Origin of the sequence: Cytobacillus spartinae, assembly GCF_042865285.1 — a bacterium.
In the GTDB taxonomy this organism is placed as follows: domain Bacteria; phylum Bacillota; class Bacilli; order Bacillales; family Cytobacillaceae; genus Robertmurraya_A; species Robertmurraya_A spartinae.
In genome coordinates, this window is the sequence record NZ_JBIACK010000002.1 from 213,430 (window position 1) to 226,180 (window position 12,751).

General features: G+C 36.5%; 13 protein-coding genes. 11 read left to right on the forward strand and 2 right to left on the reverse strand.

Annotated elements, in window-relative coordinates; genetic code table 11:
- Nucleotides 1-24: 24 nt before the first annotated feature.
- Together ACFYKX_RS07020 and clpB are read left to right on the forward strand one after the other, a co-directional pair.
- Nucleotides 25-204 carry a YjzC family protein gene (locus ACFYKX_RS07020; RefSeq protein WP_389359453.1) on the forward strand — a complete coding sequence of 60 codons (180 nt, stop codon included), beginning with the start codon at nucleotides 25-27 and terminating at the stop codon, nucleotides 202-204.
- 110 nt (nucleotides 205-314) lie between these two features.
- Nucleotides 315-2,912 carry an ATP-dependent chaperone ClpB gene (gene clpB, locus ACFYKX_RS07025; protein WP_389359829.1) on the forward strand — a complete coding sequence of 866 codons (2,598 nt, stop codon included), beginning with the start codon at nucleotides 315-317 and terminating at the stop codon, nucleotides 2,910-2,912.
- Between the two features lie 57 nt (nucleotides 2,913-2,969).
- On the opposite strand, the gene ACFYKX_RS07030 is transcribed toward clpB, so the two are convergent.
- A complete protein-coding gene (locus ACFYKX_RS07030) occupies nucleotides 2,970-3,161 on the reverse strand; it encodes a YjzD family protein (protein ID WP_389359455.1) in 192 nt (63 codons plus the stop codon).
- A 330-nt stretch (nucleotides 3,162-3,491) separates the two neighbouring features.
- Between ACFYKX_RS07030 and ACFYKX_RS07035 the strand changes: the two genes are divergently transcribed.
- From ACFYKX_RS07035 to ACFYKX_RS07050, 4 genes are all read left to right on the forward strand, one after another.
- Entirely contained in the window at nucleotides 3,492-4,229 is a 738-nt protein-coding gene (locus ACFYKX_RS07035) for a serine aminopeptidase domain-containing protein (protein ID WP_389359457.1), read from the forward strand.
- Nucleotides 4,230-4,438: 209 nt separating this feature from the next.
- Nucleotides 4,439-5,269 (forward strand): hypothetical protein, encoded by an 831-nt coding sequence (locus tag ACFYKX_RS07040; protein WP_389359459.1) that lies wholly within the window; start codon nucleotides 4,439-4,441, stop codon nucleotides 5,267-5,269.
- A 187-nt stretch (nucleotides 5,270-5,456) separates the two neighbouring features.
- Complete coding sequence (locus ACFYKX_RS07045; RefSeq protein WP_389359831.1) at nucleotides 5,457-6,404, forward strand: BMP family ABC transporter substrate-binding protein; 948 nt, start codon at nucleotides 5,457-5,459, stop codon at nucleotides 6,402-6,404.
- A gap of 32 nt (nucleotides 6,405-6,436) precedes the next feature.
- On the forward strand, nucleotides 6,437-6,610 hold the full coding sequence (locus ACFYKX_RS07050) for a ComZ family protein (RefSeq protein ID WP_389359833.1): 174 nt from the start codon (nucleotides 6,437-6,439) through the stop codon (nucleotides 6,608-6,610).
- Nucleotides 6,611-6,700: 90 nt separating this feature from the next.
- On the opposite strand, the gene ACFYKX_RS07055 is transcribed toward ACFYKX_RS07050, so the two are convergent.
- Nucleotides 6,701-7,150, reverse strand: coding sequence for a hypothetical protein (locus ACFYKX_RS07055; protein ID WP_389359461.1), 450 nt, complete (start codon nucleotides 7,148-7,150; stop codon nucleotides 6,701-6,703).
- Between the two features lie 172 nt (nucleotides 7,151-7,322).
- Here ACFYKX_RS07055 and ACFYKX_RS07060 point away from each other — a divergent pair, with 172 nt between their 5' ends.
- From ACFYKX_RS07060 to ACFYKX_RS07080, 5 genes are all read left to right on the forward strand, one after another.
- The gene (locus tag ACFYKX_RS07060) at nucleotides 7,323-8,255 is read left to right on the forward strand and encodes a beta-ketoacyl-ACP synthase III (protein ID WP_389359463.1); all 933 of its coding nucleotides are present in this window, start codon (nucleotides 7,323-7,325) and stop codon (nucleotides 8,253-8,255) included.
- A gap of 46 nt (nucleotides 8,256-8,301) precedes the next feature.
- On the forward strand, nucleotides 8,302-9,540 hold the full coding sequence (gene fabF, locus ACFYKX_RS07065; protein WP_389359465.1) for a beta-ketoacyl-ACP synthase II: 1,239 nt from the start codon (nucleotides 8,302-8,304) through the stop codon (nucleotides 9,538-9,540).
- A 266-nt stretch (nucleotides 9,541-9,806) separates the two neighbouring features.
- Complete coding sequence (locus tag ACFYKX_RS07070; protein WP_389359467.1) at nucleotides 9,807-10,520, forward strand: DUF2268 domain-containing protein; 714 nt, start codon at nucleotides 9,807-9,809, stop codon at nucleotides 10,518-10,520.
- A 169-nt stretch (nucleotides 10,521-10,689) separates the two neighbouring features.
- Nucleotides 10,690-11,715 carry an ABC transporter ATP-binding protein gene (locus tag ACFYKX_RS07075; protein ID WP_389359469.1) on the forward strand — a complete coding sequence of 342 codons (1,026 nt, stop codon included), beginning with the start codon at nucleotides 10,690-10,692 and terminating at the stop codon, nucleotides 11,713-11,715.
- Nucleotides 11,715-12,728 carry an ABC transporter ATP-binding protein gene (locus tag ACFYKX_RS07080; protein ID WP_389359471.1) on the forward strand — a complete coding sequence of 338 codons (1,014 nt, stop codon included), beginning with the start codon at nucleotides 11,715-11,717 and terminating at the stop codon, nucleotides 12,726-12,728. Before ACFYKX_RS07075 ends, ACFYKX_RS07080 begins: the two co-directional genes overlap by 1 nt.
- The last annotated feature ends 23 nt before the right edge of the window (nucleotides 12,729-12,751 follow it).

Here is a 12,751-nt window from a genome sequence, read left to right on the forward strand (position 1 = left end):
ATAAATGGAAAGGGGTGTTGATTCATGGGCCAGAGCCATCAATTCCGTGCAGGTCAAAAGGCTCCAAATAATGGAGTGTATATAGAAATTGGTGAGACAGGTGACGGAGTAATGAATCCGAAAAAAATCAAGCTAAAAGCTGGAGACCGTTTCCCTGAAAATTCAAATCATAATAGACATTGGACGTATCAAAGAAAACCTTAAAAAGAATGAATCAGCCATCCTTAATCAGGGTGGCTTTACATATGGAAAAAATGGATTATAATGAAAGTATCAAAGGTCAAATAAGGTCAAAATTTAAAGGAGGAGTAGATGTGGATCTAAACCGTATGACAGAAAGCTTACAAACAGCGTTAATAAATGCGCAAGGAATTGCAGCTAGTTACGAACATCAAGAAGTGGATGAAGCACATGTGTTTTTCGCATTGATGGAGCAAGAAAATAGCTTAACTGCTTCTTTATTACAAAAATTGCATCTCCCTTCAAGTGAATTTACCAGCCAGTTAACGACACTACTCCATAAACAACCGCAAGTTAAAATACATGGTCAAGAAGGAAAGCTCTATATTACGAATAGGGTACAGAGAATACTGAGTGCAGCAGAAAAAGAAATGAGAGAATTAGAAGATGAGTACATTTCAGTTGAACACGTCCTACTAGCTGTTTTTTCAGTGTCCAACTCAGAAGTGATGACCATTTTTAAAAGATATTCAATAAATAAAGAAAGCTTACTTAATGTTATTAAGGAGATTAGGGGGAATCAAAGAGTGACGACTCAAAATCCGGAAGCTACTTACGAAGCTCTAAAAAAATACGGTCGAGACTTAGTTGAAGAAGTCCGGACAGGAAAAGTAGACCCTGTAATCGGAAGAGATCATGAAATCCGTAATGTTATTAGAATTTTATCACGAAAAACAAAAAACAACCCTGTGTTAATAGGAGAGCCAGGGGTTGGTAAAACCGCGATTGTCGAAGGTTTAGCGCAGCGGATCGTGAGGAAAGATGTTCCTGAAGGATTAAAAGATAAAACGATTTTTGCTTTAGATATGAGTGCATTAATAGCAGGTGCTAAGTTCAGAGGGGAATTTGAGGAGAGATTAAAAGCTGTCTTAAACGAAGTAAAAAAGAGTGACGGTCGAATTCTTTTATTTATTGATGAATTGCACACAATTGTTGGGGCTGGTAAAACAGAAGGAGCAATGGATGCTGGAAATATGTTGAAGCCAATGCTCGCCCGTGGTGAACTGCATTGCATAGGGGCAACTACATTAGATGAACACAGGAAGTATATTGAGAAAGATCCTGCTTTGGAAAGACGTTTTCAGCAAGTTTTGGTTGAAGAACCGGATGTTGAAGATACGATTTCCATTTTACGTGGGTTAAAGGAGAGATTTGAGATTCATCATGGGGTTAACATTCATGACCGTGCGATTGTCTCAAGCGCAACCTTATCTGATCGATATATTACTGAACGTTTTTTACCTGACAAAGCGATTGATTTAATTGATGAAGCGTGTGCCATGATTAGAACAGAAATTGATTCTATGCCGACAGAGTTGGATGAAGTAACGAGAAGAGTCATGCAACTTGAGATTGAAGAAGCCGCTCTCCAAAAGGAGCATGACGAACAAAGTAAAAACAGGCTCATCACTTTACAAAAAGAATTGGCTAATCATCGTGAAAAAGCAAATTCAATGAAGGCGAAATGGCAATCAGAAAAAGAGGGAATTCAAAAAGTTCAGGAGAAAAGAGAGCTTCTAGAAAAATTACGTAGGCAGTTAGAAGAAGCTGAAAATAATTACGATTTGAATATAGCAGCTGAACTACGACATGGAAAAATTCCTTCATTAGAGAAGGAATTAAAACAACTCGAAGAAGAAGTCAATCGTCAATCTGATGAGAGATTATTACGTGAAGAAGTAACAGAAGAAGAAATTGCGAATATTGTTTCCCGATGGACAGGTATTCCATTAGCTAAGCTAGTCGAAGGGGAACGAGAAAAGCTTCTTCGTCTAGAAAGTATTCTACATGAACGTGTTATTGGACAAAATGAAGCGGTCGAGCTTGTTTCTGATGCCGTACTCAGAGCAAGGGCTGGGATAAAGGATCCAAATCGTCCCATTGGATCGTTCATCTTTTTAGGACCAACTGGTGTTGGAAAAACGGAGCTCGCTAAAGCGTTAGCTCAATCATTATTCGATAGTGAAGAGCATATGATTCGAATTGATATGTCTGAATATATGGAAAAGCACGCTGTTTCAAGGTTGATTGGAGCACCGCCAGGCTATGTTGGGTATGAAGAAGGTGGGCAGTTAACTGAGGCTGTTCGGAGAAAACCTTACTCTGTTATTTTACTAGATGAGATTGAAAAGGCTCATCCTGAAGTGTTTAATATCCTTTTACAAATGCTTGATGATGGAAGGGTAACAGATTCACAAGGTCGAACGGTTGATTTCAAAAACACGGTGATTATTATGACCTCCAATATAGGGTCTCAATATTTATTTGAAGATAATAAGGGGACTGACCAAATCAGTGAAGAAGCAAGAAACCTAGTAATGTCCCAGCTAAGAAGTCATTTTCGCCCAGAGTTTTTAAATCGTGTCGATGAAATCATTTTATTTAAACCGTTATCGCTTATTGAAATAAAGGAAATTGTCTCAAAACTTATTGCTAATTTGCAACAAAGATTATCCGATCAACAAATTAATATAAGCATAACGGATGAAACAAAGGAATATATTGCAGAAAACGGCTTTGATCCTATTTATGGAGCTAGACCATTGAAAAGATATATCCAACGGCATGTAGAAACCCTTATTGCAAAAGAACTTATTGCAGGGAAGATTAGGGATAATAGCACTGTACAGATCATTTTAGAAGAGAATAAAATAAAATTAAAAAGCGACTAATTCAAAAAGTCATCCTGATCTCGAAATCAGGATGACTTTTCTAACTAGTCTTTTGGATTAATGATGCCCATGATCACCAGACGGCTCATTCGGGATAACTGTAGAAGCAATAAACACTAGAATTGTAGTTCCAACAGCTAGAATGGTTCCGGTTACAAAATTAAAAGGGTATCCAATCATCGAACTTACAACGTAAGTTACCATTTGAATTAAAAGAAATGTCCAGAAAAAAGTCCAAAAGTATTGCACCGTTTTCACCTCTTACTTTTTAAAATCCTTATCCATCTTATCATATTGCTTAGAAATAATAAATGCATTTTCAATAAATCCTTAGAAAGTGTATCATTCCTGGTTGATAATTTAAATATGAGATACTGAAGTCATTCAACTATACGGCTAAAGTTAAACAAAAACTTTTAATAGGCATTATTCCCACCCTATCTTATTTTTCTACAAAATATATGATTCTATCCTTTAGAAATCTTCATTGTTCACCGCATAAATAGGCAAACTCCCTTTCATTTTAATTTAACCTTCATACATTATTATGAGCAAAATATGCTAAAGGAGTTTTTTAGTATGGAGAACCGGAACTTTAAACTGGATACCGAATGGAATATGATTCATTATCCCGAGAAGCCAAAGGGTTTCGGTATCCTTATAATTGGTGATGAAAGACATTTTGTGGATGAGAAGAGCAGTTTTTGGACACAAAACGAAGGAAAGCTTGCAGTTATTGAAAAATTCAAAAACGAGGGCTATACCGTTTTTTACTCCAATTTATATGGTAAGAATTGGGGGAGTGAAAAAGCAGTCCAACTAGCCAAACGTCTTTATCAGTATATTATGAGAACAGAGATCATCAATGATAAAATACACGTAATTGCCGAGGGAATGGGAGCGTTGGTCGCATTAAAGTTGTTGCAAGAAATGGAAGGAAACATTCGCTCAGCAATCCTAGTAAACCCAGTATTGTCGCTTAAAAATCACTTAGAGCAAGAGAAGGAGCATAAGTTTTTCTATAAAAAGTTGTTAAAAGAACTCTCATCTTCATATGAAAGAGAGGGGAAGCATGTAGTTGAAATGATTAGTAATAAACAAGATTCACCTGAATTGGTTTCCAATGTACCAATAAAAATCATTCATGTATTAGCAGGAAATCGAGCTTATAAACAATCCAATTTATTGAAAGAATTATCCGTAAAGTGGCAAGATGAAAAAGCACCTATCACAGTTTGCTATATGCTTCCAGAAAAAAAACTTGGAATAGGTAGTCAGATGATTAAGTTTCTACGAAAACATGAAAAAGTTTTGTAATGAGAGCCTGAATCTATAAGCAAGGTCACCCCTTTAAGATTGTAGTTCAGACTCAGTCTTTTACTAATATCCTTAACTTAACTTCTAATTTTTCACAGGATATGTTTTGCTATCATCCGACAACACCATTTATGCGAATGCTGTAAAAAGAAATATTCATGACTCCCTGAGCATAGAATGAACTATCGAGTTTCAGGGAGGCTTTGAAAATGGACAAGGCAGTTATCGTTGGTACCTTTGATTTCATGGGGTTTCACTTCTGTACAACTTTATTAGAAAAAGGCACTGAGGTTTTCGGGATTGCATTTGGTGATTGTGAACCTTACTCGTTTAATGAAGAGAAGCGTTTGGAAATTGGTCGGAACGCAAACTTTATTGAAACAAGTTTATCAGACTGGCATGTCACGTTCGGGAAAGACCCTGAGGATATTCTTGTAGTAATAGACTATTATGACTTAAGCTTGAGAGCTGAAAAATATCACATATTTAATAGTACCGTTTTTGAACAGTTCATAAATTCCATAACAGAAAACAGTAAAGTGATCTTGTTGGCACCGATTCAATTGTTGGTTCATAAACACTGTGAGCAAAAAGAAAAGTATACTAAACTATTGAATTCGTTAAAAACAAAGGGTCTATTGATCAATGAATTTTATTTACCCACTGTATACGGACCGTGGCAATCAGATCATTTTACGTTTACAAAACAATTGATAAAGAATCTTTCTGATGGTGACCAAACGAAAGACCGGTTCAACGAATGGAAACAGGATGCTTTATATGCAAGTGATGTAGTAGAAACGATTCTAATTCTTGCAGATCAAGCCGAAGATAAATATATTTTAAGAAGTAAAGAAGGTAACCTTTGGGCAAATTGTGCGGAATATTTATCGATTGATTTCAAAGAAAAGGATATTGATCCATTACCATCTATCTTTAATGAGTGTGAGCGGACGGTAGTTAAAGAAACACCTTATCAGGTAGGCCTAGAAACTCAAAGAGCACATTTGAAATCACTTCTGGAAGATATGGAAATGTAAAGTTAGAGCTATGAAAAACTGAATTGAATCGCCAAATTTTTATAGGGTTCGAAAAAAATCTTTTAAAATATAATCTGTACAGGTAGAATAAAATAGATGAAAAAAGTCGAATCTTGACGAATTATTTTCATGATAAAGATAGAATATGTTTACCTTGACTTTGAGAGGCGGAACAAAGATGTTTAAGATGGTAACACGCTTTGGGATATTTCTTTTATGCCTTGTAATGTTGTCTTCCTGCGGACAGTCCCTTTCTTCTGGAGAACTAAAAAAAGTTGGACTGTTAGTTCCAGAAACTGTGAATGACCAAGTTTGGGGCACAAAGGGCTATAAAGGAATGTTAAAAATACAATCTCGATTTAACGTGGATGTTTATTATAAAGAAGGAATGAACTCCGAAGCAATTGTTGGTAGAGCGGTAAAGGAGTTTAATCAAAAAGGAGTTAACTTAATATTTGGGCATGGTAACGAGTATGCTGAATATTTTAATAACCTCTCAGACAAGTATCCGCATATACATTTTATTAGCTTTAATGGCGATGCCATCAATGAGAATACAACCAGTTTAACTTTTGAAGCATATGCGATGGGCTTTTTTGGTGGAATGGTCGCAGGTCACATGACAAAAACGAACCAAATTGGAATTATCGGGGCGTATGATTGGCAACCTGAAATAAGAGGGTTTTATGAAGGCGTTAAATATATGAATGATCAAGTTAATGTAGATATACAGTACACCGATAGTTGGGACAATGATCAAAAAGCATTATCCATTCTTGATCAAATGTTAAAAAATGACATTGATGTTGTATATCCAGCTGGAGATGGATATAATGTTCCTGTTATTGAAAAAGTAAAAGAAAACGGGTTGTTTGCTATTGGCTTTATCTCTGATCAATCGGATCTTGGACAATCAACTGTTTTAACAAGTACCGTTCAGCACGTAGATCATTTATATGAGGTTGTAGCTGAAAAGTTTAACAAGGGTGAACTAAAGTCTGGTAATTTAGCATTTGATTTTCAAGATGATGTAATTTCCCTTGGTAAATTTAGTCCGCTAATAGACGCCGAGTTTGTCAAACTTATCAATGACTCTATTCAAACGTATAAAAAAACAGGAGAACTACCACAATAGGGGGCCTTTCAGTGAGTAACCAAGATAAGACAATGGAATTTATGCAAATTGCCATGAAGTATATGCCTGAAGCAAAGGAACAGCTTCAATCTGCTGGTATAGAGCTTTCCATGGAAATGATTCAACCTTTCATGACTTTATTTACAAAAGTGATGAATGATGCTTATGAATTAGGAAAAGCAGATGCATTAAAAGAAATCGAATAATTAAAAAACAAAAGCTGCCATTTTTAAGAAAATAGGCAGCTTTATTTATTCTAATAAAGTGTAACCAAAATTTATAGAGTGAACGAAAAGTTACTTCTTGTTTGTGAATTGATCAATCAATGGTCGGACTTTGCTTAATAGTGGCTTTAACTCTTTAGCGGAATTCATTAATGTGTCCATATGCTCCATAAGTTCGATGTAATTTACATTCTGAAGTATGTTTCCTATAGAGTTCTTTTGCTCGCTCTTTTGCGATTGTCTAGGGTGTAAGCTAAAAAGATCAATTCCCCCTCTATCTCGTTGGTCATCATCGTTTGCTGGGGATCTTCTTCCGAACAACCATTCATTATTGTTAAAGGATGAGGATTCTTTTTCATTTCTCTCTCTATAAATAGTTTTTCCAAACATAAATTGTGAAAATGGGTCAATTTCATTAGCTTCATCCTTATGATCTTCTGACTCCATTAGCAGTTCATCTTGAATGGGGTTATCCTCACTAAAGTCAAAATAATCATCATTCTTATTTATATCTCTTTCCATAAGACAGTATCCTCCCTTCCTCTTTACTCGCTATAAATTATGAATAAACGTGATAGCATGTATAGACGTTTGTTGAAAAAATTAAAATGTTGCGGGAAGTAGTAGTTCTTTGATAAAATTTTAGTACCAAGTCTTAATATTTGATAATAAAAGTGATGAGGGAGATGACTTCATGGGTGCAGGAGTTATTGGTTTAGGTAGATACACTCCAGAAAAAATAGTCACAAATTTTGATTTAGAAAAAATAATGGATACTTCTGATGAGTGGATTCGGTCTCGATCAGGTATCGAAGAAAGAAGAATTGCGGGTAAGGACATGGACACTTCGCATTTAGCCTATGAGGCAGCAATAAAAGCGCTCGAGAATGCCAACATCTCTGCTGAAGAAATCGATTTAATTTTGGTTGCAACTGTTACTCCTGATCAACCATTTCCTTCCGTAGCATGTATGTTACAAGAAAAGTTAGGAGCAAAAAAGGCTGCTGCGATGGATCTAAGCGCGGCTTGTGCTGGTTTTATGTACGGGATGGTCACTGCTAAGCAATTTATTGAAAGTGGAGCCTATAAGTATGTATTAATAGTAGGTGTTGAAAAACTTTCGAAAATAACGAACTGGGAAGACCGAAATACTGCGGTCCTTTTTGGGGATGGTGCAGGTGCCGTTATTATGGGAGAAGTTTCAAAAGGTCGTGGAGTACTTAGCTTTGAACTTGGTGCGGATGGTTCAGGAGGAAAATACCTATATCAAGACGAATACATCATGATGAATGGGCGTGAGGTATTCAAATTTGCTGTTCGTCAAATGGGAGAAAGCAGTATAAATGTGTTAGAAAAGGCTGGACTTTCTAAGGAAGATGTTGATTTCTTAATTCCGCATCAAGCAAATATTCGAATCATGGAGGCTGCAAGACAACGTTTAGAACTACCTGAAGAAAAAATGTCTAAAACCGTGCATAAATACGGTAATACGTCAGCAGCATCCATTCCTATTTCCATGGTGGAAGAGCTTGAAGCTGGCAAAATTAAAGATGATGATTTGATTGTTATGGTTGGTTTTGGTGGAGGGTTAACATGGGGGGCAATCGCCTTAAGATGGGGTAAATAAGATACAAATCATAAGTTAACTATAAGATGTAAAGGAGATATTTAATATGAATAAGAGAAGAGTCGTTGTTACTGGCCTAGGTGCCGTTACTCCAGTTGGAAACGATGTCGATACAACGTGGAAAAATATCCTTGCCGGTGTTTCGGGGGTTGGGCCATTAACTAGACTGCCGGATGAATATCCTGCAAAGGTAGTTGCAGAAGTAAAAGATTTTAATGTAGAAGCTTTTATAGAAAAGAAAGACGCTCGAAAGATGGATAGGTTCACTCATTACGCAGTAGCAGCGTCTAAAATGGCTGTTGAAGATTCAGGGTTACAGATCACAGATGAGAACTCACACCGCGTTGGTGTTTGGATTGGTTCTGGTATTGGCGGTATGGAAACATTTGAGCAGCAATTTGAAACCTTCTTAAATAGAGGGTACCGTAGAGTAAGTCCTTTCTTTGTACCAATGATGATACCAGATATGGCAACAGGTCAGGTTTCGATTACATTAGGTGCAAGAGGGTTTAACTCATGTACGGTAACAGCATGTGCAACAGGTACCAATTCTATTGGAGATGCATTTAAGGTAATCCAACGTGGGGATGCAGATGCGATGGTGACTGGAGGATCAGAGGCACCGATTACAAGGATGTCAATGGCTGGATTCTGTGCCAATACTGCTTTATCTACTAACCCAGACCCACAAACAGCAAGTAGACCTTTTGACAAAAATCGTGATGGATTTGTAATGGGTGAAGGAGCAGGGATTCTTGTTTTAGAGGAACTAGAACATGCTTTAGCCCGTGGAGCAAAAATTTATGCTGAAATTGTCGGTTACGGTGCTACTGGAGATGCTCACCATATTACAGCCCCAGCTCCTAATGGAGAGGGAGGAGCACGTGCCATGAAAATGGCTTTAGAAGATGGAAATTTAAACCCAGAAGATATCGGGTACATTAATGCTCACGGTACAAGTACAGATTATAATGATAAATTCGAAACCTTAGCCATTAAAGAAGTGTTCGGCGATCATGCCTATAAATTAGCTGTGAGCTCAACAAAATCCATGACAGGTCATTTACTAGGTGCAGCAGGTGGCGTGGAAGCTATCTTTACCATCCTAGCATTGAAAAATTCTGTATTACCACCAACCATTAATTTAGAGACTCCAGATCCCGAGTGTGATCTTGATTATGTACCAAACCAGGCAAGAGAACAGGAAATCAAGGCAGCGATTAGCAACTCCCTAGGCTTTGGCGGACATAATGCAACAATCGCATTTAAAAAATATGAAGTTTAAAAAAGAAGGGGATTTCCCTTCTTTTTTATATAAGTCATAGTCCAACATTCTAGACGTCAATATTACTTAAAGGTATTATCAATTTTTCTTTTTTGAAACGTGTACCACATTTATTAGAACCATGACCTTTTAACTCACATATAAAAAGGTCTTTCATAAACTACCTTAAACATATTTTATAAGAGGTGAAATATGATGGGGTAATTGGGACTGATCATTGGCTTGATGATTCTTTTCGAAGACCACTTAATCTATGTGAGAAATTGATGAAAGAATTTGATGATGACCATCCTAGTATGATTTATGATTATTTGGTGAGTTTCGGAATGTATAGACCTAGTCCAAGAAGCTGGGGTACTTTCCAGGAAATGAAGAATGAGAAAATCTGGGAAAAAGTTAGCGCACTTTTTGAAAAGTACAGTAAAAAATGGAACGGCCCTGATATACCTATTTATATTTTCCCAATAAATGAAAGGATGAGCCTTCAAGAAAATGAAGGAAATAATAAATCAGGTGTTTCATTTAAAGACAAAATGTTTCTATTTGTAAAAGCTTATGAGGATGAAAAAGAGTTGGAAGCACTTTTCGTACATGAATATCACCACGTATGTCGAATGAACAAGCAAAAAAAACAACTTAAAGATTACACACTATTAGACTCTATGATTCTTGAAGGTTTAGCGGAGATAACAGTCGAAAAGTATTGTGGGAAAGACTATCAAGCTCCATGGTGTAATTATTATACAAATAAAGAAATAAAAAATTTTTGGAATAAATTTCTTGAAAAAGAAATAAATGTAATAAAAGAAGAGGATAAGCATGATCGGCTATTATATGGTTTTGAACCTTATCCAAAGTTGGTTGGCTATGCAGCTGGCTACCATCTCGTGAGGAAGTTAATAGACTCAAAAAACTTTTCTACAAAAGTTTCTTTTGCTTTGCCGTCCGAAATATTTGTCGGAAAAAACAAGAATTTTTAATAGTAGAAAACGCTTTAAAGCCCTAAAGAACGGGCTTTTTTTATGTGTACCAAAAAATGAAAGTTAGCAATTGTGAAAAAAATCTTGCAATTGTAACAAATCTGTAATAGTATTTTAATCAAATACAATGAATTAACAGAATAATTCAAAAAAATGTAAGAGGTGTCCTATGAGCGCTAAAACTCAATTGCATAAAGAAACACCTTTGCTAGAGGTGAAAAATCTAGAAACAGCTTTTTCAATTGAGGGAACATACTACAATGCTGTAGATAATGTATCATTCAATGTTAAGCCTCGTCAGATCGTCGGTATTGTAGGGGAATCTGGCTGTGGTAAATCAGTAATGAGCCTTTCAATTATGAAGTTGTTACCAAAGGGTATTGGAAAAATCCGTTCAGGAGAAATACATTTTGACGGAGTACAACTAGATAAAATGTCTGACAAAGAAATTAATAAGATTCGTGGTAAGGATATCGCTATGATTTTCCAAGAACCAATGACATCTTTAAATCCTGTTTTCTCTATCGGTTTCCAATTACAAGAGGTTCTATTCAATCATATGAAGATCTCTAAAAAGGAAGCTAGATTAAAGAGTATCGCTCTATTAAAGAGTGTTGGGATATCTCGTCCTGAAAAAATAGTTGATGAATATCCTCACCAACTATCAGGTGGTATGAGACAAAGGGTAATGATAGCAATGGCAATTGCATGTCAACCAAAGCTATTAATCGCCGATGAACCAACAACAGCACTTGACGTTACGGTTCAAGCACAGATACTGGATCTACTAAAAGAGATTCAACAAGTGAATGATATGTCAGTAATTCTAATCACACATGACCTTGGTGTTGTAGCTGAGTTATGTGATGAAGTAATCGTTATGTATGCTGGTAAAATTGTTGAGCGTACTGACGTTGATACACTATTCCATGATCCAAAGCATCCTTATACGAAACTATTAATGGGTGCTATCCCTAAAATGGACGAAGAAGTGGAAGTACTAAGTACCATTGAAGGAATTGTTCCATCCCTGAAAAATATGCCTAAAGTAGGCTGTAAGTTTGCTGCACGTTGCCCTCAAGCAATGCCAGAGTGTACGAGTGTTTCTCCTGTTTTAGCAGAAACAGATGATGGACATGAAGTTTCATGCTTGCTTTATGAAACTAGCAAGCCGAGAGAAGGAGTGCAGGCATAATGAGCACAGAATTAAAAGAAACACCGAAAAAGAAAGATAAGAGCCTTAATGAGACTCTATTAGAAGTAAAGAATCTTAAAACCTATTACCCTATCAAAGGTGGAATACTTCGCAGAACAGTAGCGGTAGTTAAAGCGGTTGATGATATCTCTTTCGAAATTAAAAAGGGAGAGACACTTGGATTAGTAGGAGAATCTGGTTGTGGGAAATCCACAGCTGGAAGAACAATCTTACGTTTGCTTGAGCCGACAGATGGCCAAATCATCTTTGACGGACAAGACATTACTAATGTTAGAGGAACTTCATTAAGAAAGATTAGAAAAGACTTCCAAATGGTTTTCCAAGATCCTTATGCATCATTGAATCCAATGATGATGGTAGGACACTTGGTATCAGAACCTATACGAAACTTTAATAATAAATCAGAAAAAGAACTTAAACCTGAAGTAATGGAACTACTTAAAAAGGTAGGTTTACCAGAGGATGCTTACTATAAATATCCTCACGAATTCTCAGGTGGTCAACGTCAACGTATCGGAATTGCTCGTGCTTTGTCCCTAAGACCAAAGCTAATCATCGCTGATGAGCCCGTATCTGCATTAGACGTTTCTGTTCAATCTCAAGTTCTTAACTTGTTGAAAGAACTACAAGATGAATTTGATTTAACTTTCCTATTCATCGCCCATGACTTAAGTGTTGTAAAACATATGAGCGATCGAATTGGAGTTATGTATTTAGGTGGACTAGTAGAGGTAGCTGATAAAGATAGTTTATATGCAGAACCTCTTCATCCTTATACTCAGGCACTTATTTCTGCAATTCCTGAGCCAGATCCAAGGAAGAAGAAAGAACGTATCATCTTAGAAGGTGATGTTCCAAGTCCAATTGATCCTCCAAAGGGTTGTACATTCCATCCGCGTTGTGCGCATGCTAAACCGGAATGTCAGAATATTAAGCCTACATTAAAGGAGGTGAAGCCTGGGCATAGGGTCGCTTGTCACTTATATAATTAAGCTTAGTCAAAAAAACTATTTCC